This is a genomic window from Paracoccus sp. (in: a-proteobacteria) (assembly GCF_030604785.1).
Taxonomy (GTDB): domain Bacteria; phylum Pseudomonadota; class Alphaproteobacteria; order Rhodobacterales; family Rhodobacteraceae; genus Paracoccus.
In genome coordinates, this window is record NZ_JAUVVF010000048.1 from 1 (window position 1) to 20,989 (window position 20,989).

Annotated in this window: 23 protein-coding genes; 10 read left to right on the top strand and 13 right to left on the bottom strand. The window is 66.2% G+C overall.

Going from position 1 to position 20,989, the window contains the following annotated elements; translation table 11 throughout:
- Positions 1-166 precede the first annotated feature (166 nt).
- The gene (locus QAR72_RS13705; RefSeq protein WP_304617943.1) at positions 167-1,591 is read right to left on the bottom strand and encodes a sensor histidine kinase; all 1,425 of its coding nucleotides are present in this window, start codon (positions 1,589-1,591) and stop codon (positions 167-169) included.
- Between the two features lie 301 nt (positions 1,592-1,892).
- Between QAR72_RS13705 and rpmH the strand changes: the two genes are divergently transcribed.
- The 10 genes from rpmH (at position 1,893) to QAR72_RS13755 (ending at position 9,927) form a co-directional block, all read left to right on the top strand.
- Positions 1,893-2,027: a 50S ribosomal protein L34 gene (rpmH, locus tag QAR72_RS13710; RefSeq protein WP_042247969.1), complete on the top strand. Its 135-nt coding sequence runs from the start codon at positions 1,893-1,895 to the stop codon at positions 2,025-2,027.
- 44 nt (positions 2,028-2,071) lie between these two features.
- Positions 2,072-2,482, top strand: coding sequence for a ribonuclease P protein component (gene rnpA / locus QAR72_RS13715; RefSeq protein ID WP_304617944.1), 411 nt, complete (start codon positions 2,072-2,074; stop codon positions 2,480-2,482).
- Positions 2,479-2,751: a membrane protein insertion efficiency factor YidD gene (gene yidD, locus QAR72_RS13720; RefSeq protein ID WP_304617945.1), complete on the top strand. Its 273-nt coding sequence runs from the start codon at positions 2,479-2,481 to the stop codon at positions 2,749-2,751. Before rnpA ends, yidD begins: the two co-directional genes overlap by 4 nt.
- Positions 2,751-3,638, top strand: coding sequence for a tRNA 2-thiocytidine(32) synthetase TtcA (gene ttcA, locus QAR72_RS13725; protein WP_304617946.1), 888 nt, complete (start codon positions 2,751-2,753; stop codon positions 3,636-3,638). Before yidD ends, ttcA begins: the two co-directional genes overlap by 1 nt.
- A 62-nt stretch (positions 3,639-3,700) precedes the next feature.
- Positions 3,701-4,993: an EAL domain-containing protein gene (locus QAR72_RS13730; RefSeq protein WP_304617947.1), complete on the top strand. Its 1,293-nt coding sequence runs from the start codon at positions 3,701-3,703 to the stop codon at positions 4,991-4,993.
- Between the two features lie 120 nt (positions 4,994-5,113).
- On the top strand, positions 5,114-6,961 hold the full coding sequence (gene yidC / locus QAR72_RS13735) for a membrane protein insertase YidC (RefSeq protein ID WP_304617948.1): 1,848 nt from the start codon (positions 5,114-5,116) through the stop codon (positions 6,959-6,961).
- Positions 6,958-7,719, top strand: coding sequence for an MOSC domain-containing protein (locus tag QAR72_RS13740; RefSeq protein WP_304617949.1), 762 nt, complete (start codon positions 6,958-6,960; stop codon positions 7,717-7,719). The genes yidC and QAR72_RS13740 overlap by 4 nt, the downstream gene beginning before the upstream one ends.
- On the top strand, positions 7,716-8,366 hold the full coding sequence (gene yihA, locus QAR72_RS13745; protein WP_304617950.1) for a ribosome biogenesis GTP-binding protein YihA/YsxC: 651 nt from the start codon (positions 7,716-7,718) through the stop codon (positions 8,364-8,366). Before QAR72_RS13740 ends, yihA begins: the two co-directional genes overlap by 4 nt.
- Positions 8,367-8,428: 62 nt before the next feature.
- On the top strand, positions 8,429-9,328 hold the full coding sequence (gene argB / locus QAR72_RS13750; protein ID WP_304617951.1) for an acetylglutamate kinase: 900 nt from the start codon (positions 8,429-8,431) through the stop codon (positions 9,326-9,328).
- Positions 9,329-9,408: 80 nt separating this feature from the next.
- On the top strand, positions 9,409-9,927 hold the full coding sequence (locus tag QAR72_RS13755; RefSeq protein ID WP_304617952.1) for a SixA phosphatase family protein: 519 nt from the start codon (positions 9,409-9,411) through the stop codon (positions 9,925-9,927).
- A 123-nt stretch (positions 9,928-10,050) separates the two neighbouring features.
- Here QAR72_RS13755 and QAR72_RS13760 read toward each other — a convergent pair whose 3' ends face one another.
- The 12 genes from QAR72_RS13760 to rplQ all read right to left on the bottom strand — a co-directional run.
- Positions 10,051-10,836 (bottom strand): amino acid ABC transporter ATP-binding protein, encoded by a 786-nt coding sequence (locus tag QAR72_RS13760; RefSeq protein ID WP_304617953.1) that lies wholly within the window; start codon positions 10,834-10,836, stop codon positions 10,051-10,053.
- 12 nt (positions 10,837-10,848) lie between these two features.
- Positions 10,849-12,303: an amino acid ABC transporter permease gene (locus tag QAR72_RS13765; RefSeq protein WP_304617954.1), complete on the bottom strand. Its 1,455-nt coding sequence runs from the start codon at positions 12,301-12,303 to the stop codon at positions 10,849-10,851.
- A 1-nt stretch (position 12,304) separates the two neighbouring features.
- Complete coding sequence (locus QAR72_RS13770) at positions 12,305-13,561, bottom strand: amino acid ABC transporter permease (protein ID WP_304617955.1); 1,257 nt, start codon at positions 13,559-13,561, stop codon at positions 12,305-12,307.
- A gap of 130 nt (positions 13,562-13,691) precedes the next feature.
- Positions 13,692-14,717 carry an amino acid ABC transporter substrate-binding protein gene (locus QAR72_RS13775; RefSeq protein ID WP_304617956.1) on the bottom strand — a complete coding sequence of 342 codons (1,026 nt, stop codon included), beginning with the start codon at positions 14,715-14,717 and terminating at the stop codon, positions 13,692-13,694.
- 167 nt (positions 14,718-14,884) lie between these two features.
- Positions 14,885-15,598, bottom strand: a complete 714-nt coding sequence (locus tag QAR72_RS13780; RefSeq protein ID WP_304617957.1) for an ATP12 family chaperone protein — start codon at positions 15,596-15,598, stop codon at positions 14,885-14,887.
- On the bottom strand, positions 15,595-16,251 hold the full coding sequence (locus QAR72_RS13785) for an HAD-IA family hydrolase (protein ID WP_304617958.1): 657 nt from the start codon (positions 16,249-16,251) through the stop codon (positions 15,595-15,597). Before QAR72_RS13785 ends, QAR72_RS13780 begins: the two co-directional genes overlap by 4 nt.
- Positions 16,248-17,300, bottom strand: a complete 1,053-nt coding sequence (locus tag QAR72_RS13790; protein ID WP_304617959.1) for an RluA family pseudouridine synthase — start codon at positions 17,298-17,300, stop codon at positions 16,248-16,250. Before QAR72_RS13790 ends, QAR72_RS13785 begins: the two co-directional genes overlap by 4 nt.
- On the bottom strand, positions 17,297-17,671 hold the full coding sequence (locus tag QAR72_RS13795; protein WP_304617960.1) for a fluoride efflux transporter FluC: 375 nt from the start codon (positions 17,669-17,671) through the stop codon (positions 17,297-17,299). The genes QAR72_RS13790 and QAR72_RS13795 overlap by 4 nt, the downstream gene beginning before the upstream one ends.
- Positions 17,672-17,702: 31 nt before the next feature.
- Positions 17,703-19,010 carry a replication-associated recombination protein A gene (locus QAR72_RS13800; protein ID WP_304617961.1) on the bottom strand — a complete coding sequence of 436 codons (1,308 nt, stop codon included), beginning with the start codon at positions 19,008-19,010 and terminating at the stop codon, positions 17,703-17,705.
- 59 nt (positions 19,011-19,069) lie between these two features.
- Positions 19,070-19,660: an acyl-homoserine-lactone synthase gene (locus QAR72_RS13805; protein WP_304617962.1), complete on the bottom strand. Its 591-nt coding sequence runs from the start codon at positions 19,658-19,660 to the stop codon at positions 19,070-19,072.
- A gap of 61 nt (positions 19,661-19,721) precedes the next feature.
- Complete coding sequence (locus tag QAR72_RS13810; RefSeq protein ID WP_304617963.1) at positions 19,722-20,333, bottom strand: helix-turn-helix transcriptional regulator; 612 nt, start codon at positions 20,331-20,333, stop codon at positions 19,722-19,724.
- 235 nt (positions 20,334-20,568) lie between these two features.
- On the bottom strand, positions 20,569-20,989 hold a 421-nt coding region (gene rplQ / locus QAR72_RS13815; protein WP_304617964.1), incomplete at its 5' end, for a 50S ribosomal protein L17.

Here is a 20,989-nt window from a genome sequence, read left to right on the forward strand (position 1 = left end):
GATTCGAACGCCCGACCCCCAGATTCGTAGTCTGGTGCTCTATCCAGCTGAGCTACGGGTCCGTCTTGAGGCGGTGAACTAACCGTCGCGCCAAACGAGCGCAAGGGCAAAAACCACAAAAAATCACCTTGCCCGGAAAAAAGCGTCCGGGCGGTAATTTGCAAGGTCAGCCGGTCGGGGCCAGTTCGGCGCGCAGGGGCAGGATCGCCATGTCGCGCGGAATCAGGATGCAGAACTGGCTGCCCTCTTCGTCGCTGCGGATCAGTTCCAGCCGCCCGCCATGGCCGCGCACCAGATCGGCCGCGATGCTGAGGCCAAGGCCCGTTCCCCCCTTGCGCGCGCCGCCGGTGAAGGGCTGGAACAGGTATTCGCGCGCCTTGCTGGGCAGGCCGGGGCCGGTATCGCCGATCCGGATCCACCAGTCGCTGTCATTCTCGCCCGCGCCGATCTCGACCGTGCCGGGCTGGTTCGTGCCCTCGATCGCCTGGCGGGCATTGCGCACAAGGTTCGACAGCACCCGATACAACTGGTCGCGGTCGGCGCGGATGGTCAGGCTGGGCGGGATGTCGGTCAGGAACTCGACCTTGCCTGCGGCCTCGCCGGCAAGGCTCTCGGCCTCGACCACCTCGGCGGCGAGCTTCGCCAGATTGAAGCGCGACAGCGTGGGCGAGGGTTCCTCGGCCTTGCCGAAGGCCAGCGTCGTCTCGCACAGGTTCACCGCGCGGGTGATCGAGTTCACCAGCTTGGGCGCGGCGCGGCGCACCTTGGGATCGGCGCTGTCCTCCAGCCGGTCGGCGAAGATCTGCGCCGTGGTCAGGATGTTGCGCAGATCGTGGCTGATCTTGGCGACCGCCTGCCCCAGCTGCGCCATCCTCTCCTTCTGCTTCAGCGACGAGGTCACGGTCTTCTGCATCGATTGCAGCGCGGTCTCGGCCTCGTGCAGTTCGACCAGCCGGGCGTCGGGGGTGATGATGTGGCGCGCATCCTCGGGCGCCTTGGCATAGGCCGACATATGACTGATCACGCGGCGGATCGGCACCAGGATCAGGCGCTGCGCCGCGATGAACAGAAGCGCCGCCGTCAGGATCGAGAAGGCCGCCGACACGACCAGCAGCCGCAGCGCGTAGTCGATCATCGCCTCGCGCAGGGGGGCGGTCTCCATCGTGATCTCGATCAGCTGGCCGGCCTGGTTCACCGGCGCCCCGATCACCCGGATCACGCGATTATCGCGCCGGAACAGCGTCGCCAGCGCGTCGTCGATGGATTGCACCACGCCGTCATCGCGCAGATCATAGGTGGCGGCGACCGGCCCCGGAATGGGCGAGGACAGAACAAGCTGGCGGATGTCGTTGCGCCGCAGGACGACGTTGAAGACGCCCGCATTCTGAAGCAGCTCGGCCTCGAGATCGGCAGCCAGCGATTCGTCGGTCGCCAGCAGCGCGAGGCTTGCGATCTGCGCGCGTTCGAGCCGGGATTCCAGGTGATCCAGCCGGAACGCGGCCAGCGAGGGCAGCAGGATGAAAAGCTCGGCCAGGATGACGAACATCATCGTCAGCAAAGCGAATCGGCCAGAGATCGTGTTCAGTCGCATGTGATCCGGGGTTATGCTGTCATGCCGCCCGGTTGTCAGCCAGCGGTTCGGGCAATCCTGTTCAAACGAATGTGATGTTGCCACGGTTCCTTGTCACCCCCGCAGCGGTGCAGAACGCCAAAATGTGACCGGCGCGGACGGGTCCGGGGGTTTTCTCGGCGACGCGGCTGAGTCGGGTTGACGGGGCGGGCCATCTGCATTAGGTGGCGGGCTTCGAATGACCGGCGCGTTTGCGCGGGGTGTCGGTATGCACCGTCTCCCGTCCCCGCGTCACCCGCAAGATACGACCCGGAGACCGACCATGAAGCGCACTTTCCAACCTTCGAACCTCGTTCGTGCGCGCCGTCACGGCTTTCGCGCCCGCATGGCCACCAAAGGCGGCCGTCTGGTGCTGAACCGCCGCCGCGCCAAGGGCCGCAAGCGCCTGTCGGCCTGACATTGCGCCCGGCGGGGATGACCCGCCCGAACAAGGCTGTCGACATGCCGCCTCTGCCCCATCCCATCGCTGATCCGCAGCCAGGGGATGTCGGCACGGCGGCATTTCGCGTTCGCGAACGCCGCCTGCCGCCGATCCTGACCAAGCGCGCCGATTTTCTGGCCGCTGCCCGCGCACGCCGTCAGGGCATGCCGGGCTTCCTGTTGCAGGCCCGCGCGCGGGATGATGACGGGCCGCCGCGGATCGGGTTCACCTGCTCGAAGAAGATCGGGAATGCGGTCGCCCGCAACCGCGCCAAGCGCCGCCTGCGCGAGGTGGCGCGCCACGTCCTACCCGCCTTGGCGCGCCCCGGCTGGGATTACGTTCTTGTCGGCCGCCCCGAGGCCACTGCCACCCGGCCCTTTGATACGCTCTGCGACGATCTGGGCCGCGCGCTGCGAAAGATCCACGCATGAGCCCGCTGGCACGCGCCCTGGCCCTGCCGGTGCGGGCCTACCGGCTGGTCGCCTCGCCCTGGGTCGGACATGGCTGCCGGTTCCAGCCGACCTGTTCGGCCTATGCGCTGGACGCTCTGGCGCGGCATGGCGGGCTGCGCGGCGGTTGGCTGACAGCGCGCCGGATCTGCCGCTGCCATCCCTGGGGCGGGCATGGCTACGACCCCGTTCCGGGCGCCGATCCCGATCATGACCGCGCCTGCGCGCACCAACAGAAGAAAGCGCCGTGATGCTGGACGATTCCGACGAGACCGAGATCCACCCGCTTTTCGCTGGCGCCCCGGATTCGACCGAGTTCCGCAAGCTTCGCAAGCGCCTGGTACGCGAGACCCGCGCCGCGATCGAGGATTACGGCATGATCCGCCCCGGCGATCGCTGGCTGGTCTGCCTGTCGGGCGGCAAGGACAGCTATGCGCTGCTGGCCGTTCTGCATGAATTGCAGTGGCGCGGGCTCTTGCCCGTCGAGCTGCTGGCCTGCAACCTGGATCAGGGTCAACCCGGCTTTCCGGCCACGGTCCTGCCCGAATTCCTGGCGGCGCGCGGCGTGCCTCACCGGATCGAGTATCAGGACACCTATTCCATCGTGAAGGAAAAGGTGCCTGCGGGCCGGACCTATTGCGCGCTGTGCTCGCGCCTGCGGCGCGGCAATCTCTACCGCATCGCGCGCGAAGAGGGCTGTTCGGCCGTGGTTCTGGGGCATCACCGCGACGACATTCTGGAAACGTTTTTCATGAACCTCTTCCACGGGGGCAGGCTGGCGGCGATGCCGCCCAAGCTGCTGAACGAAGAGGGTGACCTGACCGTGCTGCGCCCGCTGGCCTATGTGGCCGAGGCCGATTGCGAGCGCTTCTCGCGCGCGATGAACTATCCGATCATTCCTTGCGATCTGTGCGGCAGCCAGGAGGGGCTGCAGCGCGTGCAGGTCAAGCGGATGCTGGACGAGTGGGAATCGCGCAGCCCCGGCCGACGGCAGGTCATGTTCCGGGCGCTGATGAATGTGCGCCCCTCGCATCTGCTGGACAGCGGATTGTTCGACTTTTCGGGACTTTTCCCGGCTGCGGACGCGCCTGAAGCGGGGAATCCGCCGATCCTGCGCGAGAATGCAGGCGAACATTAACGGAACGGCAAGCATTCCAGCCTAAACCCGATCCTTGGTGGTTGAGTGAAAGGCCCGGCATGTTGCAAAGATTTTCTCGTCTCCTGTCGCCACTGCGGACGGTGCTGGGCCGGTCCGCCCTTCCCGATCCGGCAACGGGCAGCCGCAGCCTGCTGCTGTTGCGGCTGGAAAATGCCGAACCTCTGGCCGAGCATCTGGGCAAGGCGGCGATGGGCCATCTGGTGGTGCGGCTGTCGATGACGCTGAGCCGCGCGATCCGCCCCGAGGACCCGGTGCAGATCATCGCGCCCGGCCTTTTCGCGGTGACCTTGAACGGACGCGACGAACTGGACGCAATGGGCGTCGCGCGGCGCCTTCTGGATCAGGCGCAGCGGCCCGTGGCGGTGTCGGGGCGCGACATCGTGCCGGTGATGACGGGCGTGCTGATCCATGCCGAGGGCCCGCCCCTGCCCGATCTGTGCCAGATGACCGACAATGCCCGCCAGCGGTTCGAGACGCTTCACGACGACGCGCTTGGCCGGGTGACGCTGTTTCCCTATGACCCGGCGCTGACGGCGGGCGGCCAGGGCGCGAGCGTGGCCGAGGCCGCTGCGGCCGGCCAGATCCAGGCGTTCTTCCAGCCGCAGGTCTGCTGCAATACCGGCGCGGTCCGGGGCTTCGAGCTGCTGGCCCGCTGGAACCATCCACAGCGCGGGCTGCTGCTGCCGGGCGCGTTCTTCGGGCGCATGTCGGCCGAGGATCACGGGGCGCTGACCCTTGCCGTCCTGGATCAGGGGCTCCGCGCGCTCAAGGCCTGGGACGAGGCGGGCTGGAACGTGCCCTCCGTCTCGCTGAACATCTCGAACTGCGAATTGGCCAATCCCGATTTCGCCGCCGGCATCCTGTGGGAGCTTGACCGCCACGACCTGCGCCCCGAACGCCTGACGATCGAGGTTCTCGAGACCGTCGGCCCGATCACCAGCAATGCCGAGGCGCGGCGCAACCTGATGGCGCTGGCCCGGGCGGGCTGCCATATCGATCTGGACGATTTCGGCACCGGCTATGCAAGCTTGGACGCGATTCGACAATTCGGCGTGCAGCGCATCAAGATCGACCGCAGCTTCGTCACCGGCTGCGACATCGATCCCGGGCAGCAGCGCATGATCCTGGCGATCCTGGCCCTGGCCGAACGTCTGGGCATCGCCGCCCTGGCCGAAGGGGTCGAGACGCGCGAGGAATACACCTTCCTCGCCCAGATGGGCTGCGACGAGGTGCAGGGCCACGCCATCGCCCGACCCATGCCGCTGGAGGACGTGGCCGCCTATCTGGCGCGCCATGCCGAGAACGGGCGGACGATCGGCCGGCTGCTGGGCTGAAACGCGCCTCGGGGCGCGGCTGGGGGCCTTGCGTGACTGCGCGTCGCGGCAAATCTGCTTGACCTTTGGGGGGCGCTTCTGTTGAACCGGCGCGACTGACGCGATGACAGTGGTGACGGCATGGAAGACAACAACAGAAATCTGATCCTGGCGACGGTCCTGTCGTTCCTGGTGATCCTGGTCTGGTATACGGTCTTTGCGCCCGAACCCGTCTCGGACCAGCCATCGGGCCAGCCTCTGGCGCAGCAGGGCATCGGCGACCAGCCGCTGGCGCCTGCGGTGCCCGTGGGCGAGGCCGCGCCGGCTGATCTGGCCGGCACGGACGAGCCGGCCGAGCCGCTTGGCCGCGTCGCGATCCGTTCCGAGGCGCTGGAAGGCTCGATCTCGCTTCTGGGCGGCCGGATCGACGACCTGATGCTGACCCGCTACAAGGAGACGCTGGACGAGGGCTCGCCCGAGGTGCGCCTGCTGTCGCCCTCGTCGGCGACGGCGGATGACCGGGTCAACGTCAACCTGACGAAGCCCTATTACGCCGTCTATGGCTGGACGCCGGGACCGGGCGTCTCGCCCGATCTGGTGCCCGGCCCGGCGACGGTCTGGACGCTTGAATCCGGCGACACGCTGGCGCCCGGCCAACCCGTCACGCTGGCTTGGGACAACGGCGCAGGCCAGATCTTCCGCCGCACCTTCGCGCTGGACGACAATTACCTGTTCACCGTCGGCCAGAGCCTCGAGAATAGCGGCAGCGCCGCCTTCTCGGCCGCGCCCTACGGCATCATCGCCCGCCACGGCCGGCCCGACACGCAGAACTTCTTCATCCTGCACGAAGGCGTGGTCGGCATGGTCGATGGCAGCCTCGTCGAAAAGAAATACCGCGACATCGCCGGTCTGGACCCGATCGCCCGCGAGGGCCGTGCCGAGATCTTCGAGGTCAGCGGCAATGGCTGGATTGGCTTCACCGACAAGTACTGGATGACCACGCTGGCTCCCGCGCCCGGTCAGGCCTTCACCGCCGTCGTGAAATATGCCGAGGGCGCGGACATCTACCAGACCGAGGCGCGCTTTCCGATGCAGACGGTCGCGCCCGGCACGCAGCTGACCGCCGAAAGCTACCTGTTCGCCGGCGCCAAGGTCTGGGAGGTCATCCGCAGCTACGAGCGCGAGCAGGGCATCCAGCGCTTTGTCGACTCGATCGACTGGGGCTGGTTCTATTTCCTGACCAAGCCGATCTTCCAGCTGCTGCACTGGCTGCATGGCATCATCGGCAACATGGGCTGGGCGATCATCGCGCTGACCTTCGTGCTGAAGACGCTGGTCTTCCCGCTGGCACGCAAATCCTACATCTCGATGGCCAAGATGAAGGAATTGCAGCCCCAGATGGAGGAGATCAAGGCCCGCACCGGCGACGACCGCATGAAGTTCCAGAAAGAGGTGATGGAGCTTTACAAGCGCGAGAAGGTGAACCCCGCCGCGGGCTGTCTGCCGATCCTCTTGCAGATCCCGATCTTCTTCTCGCTCTACAAGGTGATCTTCGTCACGATCGAACTGCGCCACGCGCCGTGGTTCGGCTGGATCCAGGACCTTTCGGCGCCCGATCCGTCCAGCCTGCTGAACCTCTACGGCCTGCTGCCCTTCGGCGTTCCGGCGCAAGGCACTCTGCTGCATTCGCTGACCCTGCCGGCCTTGGCCATCGCGCTTGGCGTCAGCATGTGGATGCAGCAGAAGCTGAACCCGGCCCCCACCGATCCTGTGCAGAAGACGATCTTTGCCTGGATGCCCTGGGTGTTCATGTTCATGCTGGGCGGCTTCGCCTCGGGCCTCGTGCTCTACTGGGTGACGAACAACGTGATCACGATCATCCAGCAATACACGATCATGTCGATGCACGGGCACCGGCCGGACTTCTTCGGCAATATCCGCGCCTCGATGCCCTCACGCGCCAAGGCCCGCGAAGGCAAGGGCAAGTGACGGCGCGGCTGGCCCTGATCCGCCGCCATCCGATCAAGTCGGTCGGCGGAGAGGGGCTGGACGCTGTGACGCTCGCGCCCGCGCGGCGCCTGCCCGGCGACCGTGAATGGGCGGTGCTGACCGAAGCGGGCGAACGCCATGCCCTTGCCAGCCAGACCGATGGGCAGCCGGATCGCTGGCTGCCCAAATCCTGTTTCTTGCGCGGGGTATCGTCGCTGCCGCTTCAGGCGATCGAGGGGGGCTGGCAGGACGGCCTGCTGGTGCTGCGTCACCCCCAAGCCGGACAGATCAGCATCGATCCCGAAACCGACGGCCCCGCCCTGATCGACTGGCTGCGCCCGCTCTGGCCTGCCCATGCGCCCGCCCCCACGCGGCTGGTGCGCGGCGCGGCGATCTGGACGGATCAGAAATGGCCGTGGATCTCGATCCTGTCGCTGGACAGTCTGGCCGATCTGGAAAGCCGCACGGGCCGCAGCCTCGGGCCGCGCCGCTGGCGCGGCAATCTGTGGATCGACGGCGCGGGCCCCTGGGCCGAGCGTGACTGGATCGGCCGTGTCATCCGCATCGGCGGGGTCGAGCTGCGCGTGACCGACCATGTCGGGCGCTGCGACGCGACCTCGGCCGACACCACCACCGGCCAGCGCGACGGCGACATGGTCGAAACCCTGGACCGCCTCTACGGACATACGGATTTCGGCATCTTCGCCGAGGTCGTGACCGGGGGCGAGATCCGCATCGGAGACGAGGTCACGCCATGAAGGTCGCCTTTCCCATCGCCGCCGAGCCCGACGCCGAGACCGCCGAGGCCGCGCGCCTGCTGTTTGCAGGCCCCGTCGATTTCCTCAAGGGCGTGGTCGCGATGGACGGCCTGCCCCCTGCCGACCGGCCCGAGGTCTGTTTCGCCGGGCGCAGCAATGTCGGCAAGTCCAGCCTGATCAACGCGCTGACCGGCCGCAAGGGCATCGCCCGCGCCTCGAACACGCCGGGCCGCACGCAAGAGATCAACTATTTCACCCTGGGCGAGAAATCCTATCTGGTCGACCTGCCCGGCTACGGCTTCGCCAAGGCGCCGGTCGCGGTCGTCGCCAAATGGCAGGCGCTGCTGAAGAATTATCTGGCAGGCCGGCCGACGCTGCGCCGCGCCTTCTGCCTGATCGATTCGCGCCACGGTGTGAAGGATGTCGATCACGAGATCATGAAGCTGCTGGACAAGTCCGCCGTGCCCTTCCAGGTCGTGATGACCAAGACCGACAAGCTGGGCCCGAACGCGCTGAAACCCGTTCTGGCCCAGGTCGAGGAGGCGTTGCAGAAACACCCCGCCGCCTTTCCCGAGATCGTCGTGACCTCGTCCGAAAAGGGCCACGGCATCGCCACCCTGCGCGCGATCATCGCCGGGCTGGACTGATCCGCCCGTGCGTCCTAGGGTCCGCCCGTCAGCTTGGGGCCTTGAGGATGAGAAGACAGAACATGAACCGTGACTGGATCGCCACCGCCCGCACCCTGTCCGAGGCCCTGCCCTATCTGCAGCGCTATTCCGGCGCGGTCGTCGTGGTCAAGTTCGGCGGCAACGCGATGGGCGACGACGAGGCGATGGCCGAATTCGCGCGCGACATCGTGCTGATGAAGCAGGTCGGCATGAACCCGGTCGTGTGCCATGGCGGCGGCCCGATGATCAACGACCTGCTGGCGCGGCTGGGCATCGAAAGCCATTTCGTGCGCGGCAAGCGCGTCACCACCAAGGAGACCGTCGAGGTGGTCGAGATGGTCCTGTCGGGTCTGGTCAACAAGCGGATCGTCCAGGCGATCAACGATGCGGGCGGGCGTGCGGTCGGGATTTCGGGCAAGGACGACGACATGATGGTCTGCGAGGCGGACGATCCCGAACTGGGCTTCGTCGGCCGCCCGGTCGAGATGAACGTCCAGATCATCCGCGACCTTTACAGCGCCGGCATGATCCCCGTGATCGCGCCCGTCGCGACGGGGATGGAGGATAACGAGACCTTCAACGTCAACGGCGACACTGCGGCCGGGGCGATTGCCGGGGCGCTCAAGGCCGACCGGCTGCTGCTGCTGACGGATGTGGCGGGGGTCAAGGATGCCTCGGGCGAGGTCGTGACGCAGCTTCATCCCGACCAGGTGCGCGCCATGATCGAGGATGGCCAGATCGCCGGCGGCATGATCCCCAAGACCGAGACCGCGCTGAAGGCGCTGGAGGAAGGCGTCCGCGCTGTGGTGATCCTGGACGGGCGCGTGCCCAATGCCTGCCTGCTGGAATTGTTCACCGAGCATGGCGCGGGTTCGCTGATCCGCTCGACCGAGCCGCGCGTCAAGCCGCGCGGATTGCGGCAGGGCGATACCGGCCTCTAGGCCCGTTGGCGGGGCTTGCAGCCCCGTCAGAGCCTGTGGCACGGTGGCGGTGAACCGCATGGGAAGGGGGCAGCGCCCAGATGACTCCGCTTGGATACCGCAGACTGATCCTGACCCGACACGCCAAATCGGCCTGGGACGACCCCACGCTGGAGGACCATGACCGCCCGCTGAACACGCGGGGCCAGCGTTCGGCCCGGGCGCTTGGAGATTGGCTGGCCAGCCGGGGTTACGAGCCCGAAGAGGTGCTGTGCTCGACCGCGGCGCGCACGCGCGAGACCTGGGAGGGGGTGGTGCGGACCGCGCTTGGAACGCGGCCTGTGCTGCGGTTGGAACCCGCCCTCTATCACGCGGGGGCCGAGCGGATGCTGGCCATCCTGCGCACCGCCAGCCATCAGACGGTGATGATGCTGGGCCACAATCCGGGGATTTCGGAATTCGCCGCGATGCTGCCGTCCCGCACGCCGATGGATCCGGATTTCCGGCGCTATCCCACCGCGGCGACGCTGGTGGTGGATTTCCAGATCGAGGATTGGTCGCAGATCAGGCCCGGCGAGGGCAGCGTGATGGATTTCGTCCGCTTCGACGGGCGCGCCTGAGGGCGAGGCCGGGGGGCCAGCCCCCCGGACCCCCCGGGATATTTGGACCAAGGCAAAATGCAGGCGGCCCCCGCGATCAGGCAGGGGCCGTTTTTCGTGCCATTTATCGTCGGGTCGCCGCTCCTAGTGCCCCAGGATCTGGCTGAGGAACAGTTTGGTCCGTTCCGATTGCGGGTTGTTGAAGAAGTCGGTCGGGTTGTTCTGCTCGACGATCTGGCCCTGATCCATGAAGATCACCCGGTTGGCCACGGCTTGGGCGAAGCCCATCTCGTGCGTGACGCAGAGCATGGTCATGCCTTCCTCGGCGAGCTGGATCATGGTGTCGAGGACCTCCTTGATCATCTCGGGGTCGAGCGCCGAGGTGGGCTCGTCGAAGAGCATGATCCGGGGCTGCATGCAGAGCGAGCGCGCGATGGCGACGCGCTGCTGCTGGCCGCCCGAGAGCTGACCGGGATACTTGTGCGCCTGTTCCGGGATCTTGACCTTTTCGAGGAAGCGCATCGCGGTTTCCTCGGCCTGCTTGCGCGGGATCTTGCGGACCCAGATCGGCGCGAGGGTGCAGTTTTCCAGCACCGTCAGATGCGGGAAGAGGTTGAAGTGCTGGAACACCATGCCGACTTCGGAGCGGACCTTGTCGATGTTCTTGATGTCGCTGGTCAGCGCCACGCCGTCCACGACGATGTCGCCGGCCTGGTGTTCCTCGAGCCGGTTGATGCAGCGGATCAGCGTCGATTTGCCCGAACCCGAGGGACCGGCGATGACGATGCGTTCGCCCCGGTGCACCGTCAGGTTGATGTCGCGCAGGACGTGGAAGCTGCCATACCACTTGTTCATCGCGCGGATGTCGATGGCGACCTCGTCGCTGACCGTCATCTGGCTGCGGTCGATCTGACGTTCGATGGTTTCCATGATCGGTGGTCCTTACCTGTGGTCGCGTTGCAGGCGGCGTTCGAGATACATCGAGTAACGCGACATGCCGAAGCAGATGAGAAAGAAGATGGCGCCGACGAAGATGTAGGGCTCCCAGTAGATGCCCTTCCAGTCGGTGGAGGCGCGCACCGCGTCCGACATCGACTTGAGCGGATCGTAGAGGCCCACGAAGGTCACGAGCGTCGTGTCCTTGAACATGCCGATGAAGGTCGAGACGATCCCCGGGATCGAGATCTTCAGCGCCTGGGGCAGGACGATCAGCCGCTGCGCCTTCCAGTAATCGAGGCCAAGGGCGTCTGCGGCCTCGTATTGACCCTTGGGCAGGGCCGCGAGGCCGCCGCGGATCACCTCGGCCATGTAGGCGGCGGCGAACAGCGTCACCATGATGATGACCCGAAGGATGATGTCGAAGGTCGTGCCCGGCGGCAGGAAGTAGTTCAGCAGCAGCGAGGCCACGAACAGCAGCGTGATCAGCGGGACGCCGCGGATGAATTCGATGAAGACGACCGCGAGCGACTTGATCAGGAACATGTCCGATTGCCGCGCCAGGGCCAGCATGATGCCCAGGGGCAGCGACAGGGCGATGCCCGAGACGCCGATCGTGACCGAGAGCAGGAAGCCCCCGAACCGGTCAGACCGGACCGACTGGATCGACAGCGACAGCAGGTTCTCGGCGTCGCGCGCGGCCTCGCCGGCCAGCGTCAGCCAGAAGAGCAGCGTGACGATGATCGCCACGATGACCGAGGCCGCAGGCAGGATCCGCAACATCACGCGATAGGCCAGCCAGCCGAGGATCGGCCCGACCAGCACGAAGATCGGCCCCCAGAGGCTGCCGCCCCAGAGCAGCCACACCCCCAGCAGCGGGAACACGACCGAGAAGGGCAGAAGCCACAGCACGTTGCGTTCCGAGATCCAGAGCCCGCCGATCAGCACGATCGCCGCAAAGATCAGCCAGCCCGCGGGCGCGGACAGCGCGATCATCGAGACCAGCGTGACGGCGGCGGTGATGACCAGCAGGATGCGGCGGATCCGGCGTTCTGGCGCGAACAGCACCGGGGCCAGCGCGACCATCATCAGGCCCATCGTCATGGTCGGCCGCCAGTAGAGATCCTGCGGGTAGAAGCCGAACACATACTGGTTCCAGCGGTCGCGGATCACCGCCCAGCAGGCCCCGCGCGCGCCCTCGCCCCAGGTGGCGGCGATGATCTGACGGCATTCGTTCAGGCTGCCCGCGTTCCAGACGGAATGGGCGAACCAGTCCCAGAAGGTCACGATCAGGAAATAGACGATGCCGATGCCCAGCAGCGTCAGGATCGTATTGACGGGCCCCGAGAACAGGTTCTCGCGCAGCCACTTGATCGCGCCGGATTGCGCCTCGGGCGCGGGGGCCGCGGGCAGCATCGTGTCGCGGACATAGGCGACGGTTTGTGCGCCGGTTTCGCTCATCTCAGCGCTCCTTCAGCTTGACGCGGGCGTTGAAGATGTTCATCGCGCCGGAAATGATCAGGCTCAGCGCCAGATAGACCAGCATCATCAGCACGATGGCTTCAAGTTCTCGGCCGGTCTGGTTCAGCGTCGTCCCGCCAAGCGTGCCGCGCAGGTCCATGTAGCCGACGGCGATGGCCAGCGAGCTGTTCTTGGTCAGGTTCAGGTATTGCGAGATCAGCGGCGGCACGATCACCCGCAGGGCCTGAGGCAGGATCACCAGGTTCATCGTGCGGTTCGGACGCAGGCCAAGCGCATAGGCGGCCTCGGTCTGACCCTTGCTGACGGCCAGGATGCCGGCGCGCACGATCTCGGCGATGAAGGCGGCAGTGTAGAGCGTCAGGGCCAGCCACAGCGCGACCAGCGCGTTCGAGACGTTCAGCCCGCCGGTGAAGTTGAAGCCGGTCAGCTCGGGCGCGACCAGATGCAGGCCGAAATACCAGATCAGGATCAGCGAGGGCACGGTCATGACCGCAAGGCTCATCCACCAGGTCCGGGGCCGGTCGCCCGTGCGGTCCTGCACCGATTGCGCCCAGTTGCGGATCATGCGGCGCACGATCACGCCCAGGATCAGCACGGCCGCGAAAGAGATCGTCGCCCAGTTGAAGGTGATGCGCGCGCCCAGATCCAGACTGCCCGGATCATTGGTCATCGCCATGGTCGGCAGCGCGGTGTAGCGGTTCGTCAAGGCCACATGGTCGAAGAAGATCATCGACCAGGCCGCGTCCTCGCCCCGATAGGCGGCGGGGGTGGGCAGGATCTCGGTGAAGATCGCGTAGATGATCAGGATCCACAGCAGCAGGGGCATGTTGCGGAAGATCTCGACGAAGACGGTCATCAGGCGGGCGAACAGCCAGTTCTTCGACAGGCGCGCCACGCCGACGATGATGCCGAGGAAGGTCGCCGCGATGCAGCCCAGGACCGACACGATCAGCGTATTCAGCAGGCCGACCGTCGCGGCCCGGAAATGCGTGTCGTCGGAGGTGTAGGGGATGGGCGTCTGCGGGATGTCGTAGCCCGCGCGCTGGAACAGGAAGCCGAAATTGAAGTTCTTGCCCAGCAAAGCAAGGTTCTTGATGGTGTTGTCCACCAGCCACCAGAGACCCGCCATCACGAGTATGAAAACGATCACCTGGAAGGTCAGCGAGCGGTAGCGCCGATCATAGATCAGCATGCTCAGCCGGAACGGCGGGTTGCCCGGCGCCGAGACATCCGTCATCTGAATAAACCCCTGTTGACCCGCGTCTCGGCTTTGCGCCGTATCTGGTGCGGGCGAATTCTTGAAGATCACTGGCCCCGAAGGGGCGTGGGATCAGGGCCCGGAGGCCCTGATCCCTGTCATGCCGCGATCAGCGGAACGGAGGCGCGTAGAGCAGGCCGCCCTGCGTCCACTGGGCGTTCAGACCGCGCGCCAGACCGATCGGGGTCTGTTCGCCGATATTGGCCGCGAAGATCTCGCCGTAATTGCCGCTGGTCATGATCACGCGGCGGGCCCATTCGTTATCAAGGCCAAGCATCGCGCCCAGATCGTCGCTGGCGCCCAGCAGGCGCTGCACTTCGGGGTTGGTGGACGAGCGCACCAGTTCCTCGATGTTGCGCGAGGTGACGCCGTATTCCTCGGCGGCGATCAGCGCGTTCAGCGTCCAGCGGACGATGTCGCCCCAGTTGTTGTCGCCGTGGCGCACGGCCGGCCCAAGCGGTTCCTTCGAGATGATCTCGGGCAGGATCACGTGGTTTTCCGGATCTGCGAAGGCGGCGCGGGTCGCGGCCAGGCCCGACACGTCGGTCGTGTAGGCGTCACAGGCGCCGGCCATGTACTGCTGCTCGCCCTCGGCATTGCTGTCGATGTTGACGGGCGTGTAGTTCATGCCGTTGGCGCGGAAGTAATCGGCCAGGTTCAGCTCGGTCGTGGTGCCGGTCTGGATGCAGACGGTCGCGCCGTCCAGTTCCTTGGCCGAGGTCACGCCCAGATCCTTGCGGACCATGAAGCCCTGACCGTCGTAATAGTTGACGCCGACGAAATCCAGCGCGAGGTCGGTATCGCGCGAGAAGGTCCAGGTCGAGTTGCGCGCCAGGACGTCAACCTCGCCCGAGGCGAGGGCGGTGAAACGGGTCTGGCCGGTGGTCGGCACGAAACGGACCTTGTTGCCGTCGCCCAGCACGGCCGCGGCGACAGCGCGGCACAGCGCCACGTCAAAGCCGGTCCAGTTGCCGTTCGCATCCGGCGCGGCAAAGCCGACGAGGCCGGTATTCACGCCGCAATTCAGCTCATCACGCTCTTTCACCTGCGCGAGGGTCGAGCCCTCCTGCGCCAGGCTCATGCCGGCGAAAAGGCTTGCTGCGGCCACCGTCCCCAGGAAAACCGTTTTTGTCATATCTACCTCTGTGTTGGAGCGCCTCCGAAGCCTTGGCCGCGAAAGGCGCGAAGCGGGTCGTTGCCGACCCTTCTTGTGCGAAACCGCCCCGGAGGGCGGTCCCATAGGCAGTATTGTGCCGATACAAAGCCAAGCGTCAAGAACCCGCGACGCAATCGCAAAGGCTTTCAACCGACCCGCGAAAGGTGCCAGAGCCGCTCTGCTGAAATCATGGACAGTCGCCGGGCCTCGGCGGCCTCGTCGGCTTCCTCGTCGCGGCCCCATTGCGCGGCCTGGAATTCCTCGTCAATGCGGGAAAAGGCGAAGGATCGCTCGGCGTCCAGACGCCCGCGCACCACGGCCAGCCCCAGGATCAACGACCCCGGAAGCGTGACCAGATCGTGCAGCGCCGTCAGGCCGAACGCGTCGAATTCATCCAGAAGCGCGCGCAGCCGCGCCATGTCGGCAGGGTCCTGGGCGACGGGAATCACCCCCTGCGTGACCTTCAGATCGACGCCAAGATCGCTGCGCGCCCAGTCCAGCAGGGGGTCCCACGAATCAGCCTGCATCTCGATCAGCGCGGCCGGTTCGGTTGCCCGATAAGACAGCAGATCGGTGCCGCCATATTCGGCAAGCATGTCCGCCACCCCCTCGAACTGCGTCGAAACCCTTTCAATCGCCGAATTGGCGGCACGGGTCAGCGGCATGGTCTGGGGCTGGATCAGGTCGCCCTGCGCCTGCCATTCCTCGGCCAGCGCCTCGGCCAGCGCGGCCGTGGGGAGGATCAGCGGCAGCTTGCCCGGCGTGCTGAGCGCACGATCGTCCAGAAAGACCTGGTGGCCGCCCTCGGCCTCGCGTGTCGAAACCGCTTTCCAGAACCGCCGCGCCTTCCATTCGCTCATGAAGCCCAATCCTCGATTGCCCGTGTCAGATGTCCGAAATCCTCGGCGATCAGCGCCGCCCCGGCCGCATCCAGCGCCTGTGCGGGATGATAGCCCCAGGTCACGCCCCAGCCGGGCATTCCGGCGGCCTGCGCCATCTGGATGTCGAAACTGGTATCGCCGACCATCAGCGCCGCGCGGGCCTCGCATCCCGCCTCGGCCAGCGCCTGGATCAGCATCGAGGGATGAGGCTTCGACGGATGCCCGTCCGCCGTCTGCAAGCTGACGAAGCGGCCCTGCAGACCATGCGCGGCGATCACCGCATCCAGCCCCCGCCGCGACTTGCCCGTGGCCACGGCCAGCAGCAGATCAGCGCGGCCCGCCAGACGGTCCAGACAATCCAGCGCGCCGGGATAAAGCGGCGCCGCGCGTTCGCTGCGCGCCTGCATGTAAGAGGCACGGTAGGCCTCGACCACCTGAGCCTGCGTCGCCAGATCGGCCAGCGGCAGAAGCTGCGCCACCGCGACCGGCAGCGACAGGCCGACGATGCCCAGAACCTCGGCCCGGGGCGGAGGCTCAAGCCCGGCGGCGGCGAAGCCGTCCGTCATCGCGCGGATGATGTGATGCTGGCTGTCCACCAGCGTGCCGTCCACGTCGAAGACGACGAGCCTCATTCGACCTCCGCAAAGGGATCGTCGGGCACGTCGTTCTCATGCCAGCCAAGCGTCTTCCAGGTGCGTTGCATATGCTCGGGCAAGGGCGCGGTCAGGGTGATGCGCTTCTTCGTGATCGGGTGGTCGAAGCTGATCGAGCGCGCGTGCAGATGCAGCTTGCGGCTGATCTCGCCGCCCAGCTGCGCGCCCCAGCCATCGCCAAGGTTTTCCTGCCCCGATCCGCCATATTTGCCGTCGCCCACGATCGGGTGGCCTAGTTCGGCCATATGCGCGCGCAGCTGATGGGTGCGGCCGGTGATCGGCACCAGCGCGCACCAGCTGGCCCGCGAGCCAAGCGCGTCCAGAACCGCGTAATCGGTGGTGGCGCGCTTGGCGCCCTCGGTCGTGTCGATGTCGCGGGGATGGACGGCGATCATCTTCTCGCCCTCGCCGCCGCGTCCGTGGCCCGGCGCCTTGACCAAGCCGTAGCGCACCGTCCCCATCCGCGGATGCGGCACGCCGGCCACCACGGCCCAGTAGATCTTGCGCGTGGTCTTGGCGCGGAACGCCTCGGACAGGGCGCGGGCGACGCGGTCGGTGCGCGCCAGCAGCAGCACGCCCGACGTGTCCTTGTCCAGCCGGTGGACCAGCTTGGGCCTGTCCTTGAAGCCGAACATCAGCGCCGGGGTCAGCCCGTCCACATGGCGGCTGCCCTGCCCGCTGCCGCCCTGGCTTGGCAGGCCCGGAGGCTTGTTCAGCGCGATCACATGCTCGTCCTTCCACAGGACGGCCGCCTGGATCATGGCCTCATCGCTTTCGGGAATCCGCGGACCCCGGCTGATCCGGGGCGCGGCGGGCGCGGCATCGGGCAAGGGGGGCACGCGCACCTCCTGGCCCGCCTCGAGGCGCGTCGCGGCCTTGACCCGGCCTCCGTCCACGCGCAGCTGCCCGGTGCGGCACATCTTTTCGACGGCCCCCTGCGACAGATGCGGAAACCGCTTCTTCAACCAACGGTCGAGGCGCTGTTCGCCCTCGTCCAGACCCACGCGGATCATCTGCACGCCGCTCATGCCAGCACGCTCCTTGCGACAGCCAGACCGGCGATCAGCGCAAGGATGGACAGGATGACCGAGGCAGCGACATAGAATATCGCCGCGACGGCCTCGCCCCGCTCCCATAGCGCGACCACATCCAGCGAGAATGAGGAAAAGGTCGTGAACCCGCCCAGCACCCCGGCCAGCAGGAAGGGCGCGAAATCCTGCCCCAACCGTTGCACGACCAGCGCGAAGCCAAGCCCCATCACGAAGCTGCCGATCACGTTCACGGCCAGCGTCGCGCCACCCATCGCAACCCATTGCGCAGGCAGCGATCGATAGAACGCAAGGCGGCACATGCCGCCGATTGCCGCGCCGATGGCGACCTGAAGATACGGGTTCATCATCGTTCGGGTTTGTGGCGCGGCGGGGCCAAAGTCAACCGCCCCGCTTGAGCCGCTGGCTGACAAACCAGTCCAGCCTTCGCTTCAGCTCGCGCTCGAACCCGCGCTCGACCGGCAGATACAGGACCGGGCGCTTCATGCCGTCGGGGAAATAGTTCTGGCCGCTGAAGCCGTCCTCGGCATCATGGTCATAGGCGTAGCCCGCCCCGTAGCCCTGATCCTTCATCAGCTTGGTCGGCGCGTTCAGGATATGGGCGGGCGGCATCAGGCTGCCGGTGCGCCGCGCCTCGGCCCGCGCGCCCTTGTAGGCGGCGTAGCCCGCATTCGATTTCGGCGCCAGCGCCAGATAGATCACCGCCTGCGCCAGCGCCAGCTCGCCCTCGGGGCTGCCCAGACGCTCATAGATCGCCCACGCGTCCAGACAATGCCGGGCGGCGGCGGGATCGGCCAGACCGATATCCTCGACCGCCATGCGCGTGATGCGGCGGGCCAGATAGCGCGGGTCCTCGCCCCCCTCCAGCATCCGGGCAAACCAGTAGAGCGCGGCATCCGGGTCGCTGCCCCGCACGGATTTGTGCAGCGCCGAGATCAGGTTGTAATGCTCGTCCCCGGACTTGTCGTATTTCGCCGCCCGCCGCATCAGGCGCTGCGCCATCGCGTCGGTGTCCAGCGGCGCGGTGGTCGTCCAGGCGGCGACCTGTTCGATCAGGTTCAGGCAGGCGCGGCCGTCGCCATCCGCCATGCCCAGCAGCGCATCGCGCGCCTCGGGCGTCAGGGGCAGCTTGCGGCCCAGTTCACGCTCGGCCCGCTGCGCCAGCAGCTCCAGCTCGGCCAGAGACAGGCGTTCCAGCACGATGACTTGGGCGCGCGACAGAAGCGCGGCGTTCAGTTCAAAGGACGGGTTCTCGGTCGTGGCGCCGACAAGAAGGATCGTGCCGTCCTCCATATGCGGCAGGAAGCCGTCCTGCTGCGCCTTGTTGAAGCGGTGGATCTCGTCCACGAAAAGCAGCGTGCCCTTGCCCTGCTGGCGGCGCAGGCGGGCGGCCTCGAAGACCTTGCGCAGTTCGGGCACGCCGGTGAAGATCGCGCTGATCTGGACAAAGGCCAGATCGGTCTCGTCCGCCAGAAGCCGCGCGATGGTGGTCTTGCCCACGCCCGGCGGCCCCCAGAGGATCAGCGAAGACAGGCTGCCCGCCGCCAGCATCGAGCCAAGCGGCCCGTCATCCCCCAGAATGCGCGTCTGGCCGATCACCTCGGACAGCCGCGCAGGGCGGATACGGTCGGCCAGCGGGCGCGGCGCTTCGGGCGGGGTGGCAGAGGGCGAGTCGAACAGATCGGGCATGGTGACGGCAGTCTAGGCCCGCCCTGCCCCGCCGAACACCCCCCGCGAGACGACTGCGATCAATGCATCTTGTCGGTCAGGTCGATCGAGACGCACTGGAATTCGCCATCGTCGATCCAAAGGATCGGGCCAAGCGCCTCGGCGGTCAGCCCACAGCGGCCATACCAGCGCGGCCAGTTCGCACCGGTCAGCGCGATCAGGCGCGTCGCGCCCTGTTCGCGGGCCGACGAGGTCATCGCCTCGACCATCTTGAAATGCACCTTGCGCCGATAGATCTGCGGGATGGCGTGGCTGACGAAGACGCGCGAGCATTCCCAGATCTGCGGATCGACCGGCGCGGGCGCGTCAAGCAGGTCCTGCGGGATCGAACCGCCCAGGATCCCCTCCTGCGCGTCGCGGATCATGTAGCTGTAGATGCCGCAGCGGGCGGTGGTGGGGGTCAGCCGGATACCGGCCAGAACCGTGCCCATGTCGTGAATGGCGATCCAGCGACTTTGCGGCGTGTCATATTGGTCGAATTCCATGTCATCGACCTCGGGCAGGTCCCAGTTCTTCTGGACGATGAAACTTTGTTTTCTTGCGCGAAAAAGGTTTGCGAACAACTCGCCATGGTTGTGCAAATTGGCAAAAGAGAGGGTGGTCATCTGCATCGAGGCTTCTCCTGGAGTGAGAGGGGACCTTCACGCGTCGCGGAACGACCGGGCGAGTGTTCTACAACAAGCGGTATTCCTTGGCCCTTTGCAGCGCCTCGGCGGTGGTGCGCGCGTTCAAACGCTCGCGCACGGAAATCAGTCTTGCCTTGAATGCGCTTTCCGTAATTCCAAGCTTGGCCGCCGCTGCTGCGTGCCGGTCGCCCTGCGCGATGCAGCGAAGGGCTTCTTTCTGAGCCTTGGTCAGGCTCTCGGGCGGCTCGGTAATATCGTGGAGCTGCCTGACTGTGGCCTCGATCTCGGCGATCTCGGCATCGGTGAACTCGCGGTCAGCGCGCGCAAAGCTGGCAATGGTGCGCGACGAGATCGGCCCGTGCGAGACCGTCACGCCATAGGTCAGGCCATGATTCGCGGCATCGGCGAGGATATTGAACGGATCGGGAATCGGCAGCGCCGACCAGCGGCAGGAGCCGACCGTGGAAAAGCCCCATGCAATGGTGGGATCGCGCAGCGCGTAACCGTTCTGGGAATAGAAATCCGACCATTCCTGCGCATAGGTCTGAAACTGCATCAGCGGCGCGGCGAAACGGATATGAAGACCGACAAAATAACCGGACCGGGCGATCTTGCCCAGTTTCGTCAGCCCGGCATTGATATCGGCGCGTGGGGACATGGCTTTTTAGACAAATTGATCTGGAATGCGTCAACCTGGAAAATAGCATGGCTGAATTATGTTTCCAGCGAGTTAACAGCAAAGCTGTTCCGCGCGAAAACAATTCTTTCATGACGTAACGTCAAGGCCCCGCGGGATCAGGGCGAGCTTCAAGAACCAGTCGGGATCACCCAGACAAGAAAGAACCCCGCCAGCGCGCTGACGGGGTTCCCGGAATGCCTTTCAGGCAGGCCAATTATTCGTCGTCGGCCGCCAGCTCTGCGTCCAGACGGGCGCGGTCGGCAGCGCCCTTGGCCTCGGGATCGCGGTCGACCAGCTCGATGATCGCCATCGGCGCCATGTCGCCGTAACGGAAGCCGGCTTTCAGGATGCGGACATAGCCGCCCTGACGGTCCTTGTAACGCTCGCCCAGGACTTCAAACAGCTTGGCGACGTGGATGTCCTGCTTCAGCTGCGCGTCGGCCTGACGGCGGGCATGCAGATCGCCGCGCTTGGCCAGCGTGATCAGCTTCTCGACGATCGGACGCAATTCCTTGGCCTTGGGCAGGGTCGTCTTGATCTGCTCGTGCTCGATCAGCGAGCCGGCCATGTTGGCGAACAGCGCCTTGCGGTGTTCGTGGGTGCGGTTGAGGCGGCGGTAGCCACGGGCGTGACGC

What these genes read in the sequence shown, in the direction of transcription:
- QAR72_RS13705 (WP_304617943.1), bottom strand. Translation starts at nt 1,591, where the DNA reads ATGCGACTGAACACGATCTCTGGCCGATTCGCTTTGCTGACGATGATG.
- rpmH (WP_042247969.1), top strand. Translation starts at nt 1,893, where the DNA reads ATGAAGCGCACTTTCCAACCTTCGAACCTCGTTCGTGCGCGCCGTCAC.
- rnpA (WP_304617944.1), top strand. Translation starts at nt 2,072, where the DNA reads ATGCCGCCTCTGCCCCATCCCATCGCTGATCCGCAGCCAGGGGATGTC.
- yidD (WP_304617945.1), top strand. Translation starts at nt 2,479, where the DNA reads ATGAGCCCGCTGGCACGCGCCCTGGCCCTGCCGGTGCGGGCCTACCGG.
- ttcA (WP_304617946.1), top strand. Translation starts at nt 2,751, where the DNA reads ATGCTGGACGATTCCGACGAGACCGAGATCCACCCGCTTTTCGCTGGC.
- yidC (WP_304617948.1), top strand. Translation starts at nt 5,114, where the DNA reads ATGGAAGACAACAACAGAAATCTGATCCTGGCGACGGTCCTGTCGTTC.
- yihA (WP_304617950.1), top strand. Translation starts at nt 7,716, where the DNA reads ATGAAGGTCGCCTTTCCCATCGCCGCCGAGCCCGACGCCGAGACCGCC.
- argB (WP_304617951.1), top strand. Translation starts at nt 8,429, where the DNA reads ATGAACCGTGACTGGATCGCCACCGCCCGCACCCTGTCCGAGGCCCTG.
- QAR72_RS13755 (WP_304617952.1), top strand. Translation starts at nt 9,409, where the DNA reads ATGACTCCGCTTGGATACCGCAGACTGATCCTGACCCGACACGCCAAA.
- QAR72_RS13760 (WP_304617953.1), bottom strand. Translation starts at nt 10,836, where the DNA reads ATGGAAACCATCGAACGTCAGATCGACCGCAGCCAGATGACGGTCAGC.
- QAR72_RS13765 (WP_304617954.1), bottom strand. Translation starts at nt 12,303, where the DNA reads ATGAGCGAAACCGGCGCACAAACCGTCGCCTATGTCCGCGACACGATG.
- QAR72_RS13770 (WP_304617955.1), bottom strand. Translation starts at nt 13,561, where the DNA reads ATGACGGATGTCTCGGCGCCGGGCAACCCGCCGTTCCGGCTGAGCATG.
- QAR72_RS13775 (WP_304617956.1), bottom strand. Translation starts at nt 14,717, where the DNA reads ATGACAAAAACGGTTTTCCTGGGGACGGTGGCCGCAGCAAGCCTTTTC.
- QAR72_RS13780 (WP_304617957.1), bottom strand. Translation starts at nt 15,598, where the DNA reads ATGAGCGAATGGAAGGCGCGGCGGTTCTGGAAAGCGGTTTCGACACGC.
- QAR72_RS13785 (WP_304617958.1), bottom strand. Translation starts at nt 16,251, where the DNA reads ATGAGGCTCGTCGTCTTCGACGTGGACGGCACGCTGGTGGACAGCCAG.
- QAR72_RS13790 (WP_304617959.1), bottom strand. Translation starts at nt 17,300, where the DNA reads ATGAGCGGCGTGCAGATGATCCGCGTGGGTCTGGACGAGGGCGAACAG.
- QAR72_RS13795 (WP_304617960.1), bottom strand. Translation starts at nt 17,671, where the DNA reads ATGATGAACCCGTATCTTCAGGTCGCCATCGGCGCGGCAATCGGCGGC.
- QAR72_RS13800 (WP_304617961.1), bottom strand. Translation starts at nt 19,010, where the DNA reads ATGCCCGATCTGTTCGACTCGCCCTCTGCCACCCCGCCCGAAGCGCCG.
- QAR72_RS13805 (WP_304617962.1), bottom strand. Translation starts at nt 19,660, where the DNA reads ATGCAGATGACCACCCTCTCTTTTGCCAATTTGCACAACCATGGCGAG.
- QAR72_RS13810 (WP_304617963.1), bottom strand. Translation starts at nt 20,333, where the DNA reads ATGTCCCCACGCGCCGATATCAATGCCGGGCTGACGAAACTGGGCAAG.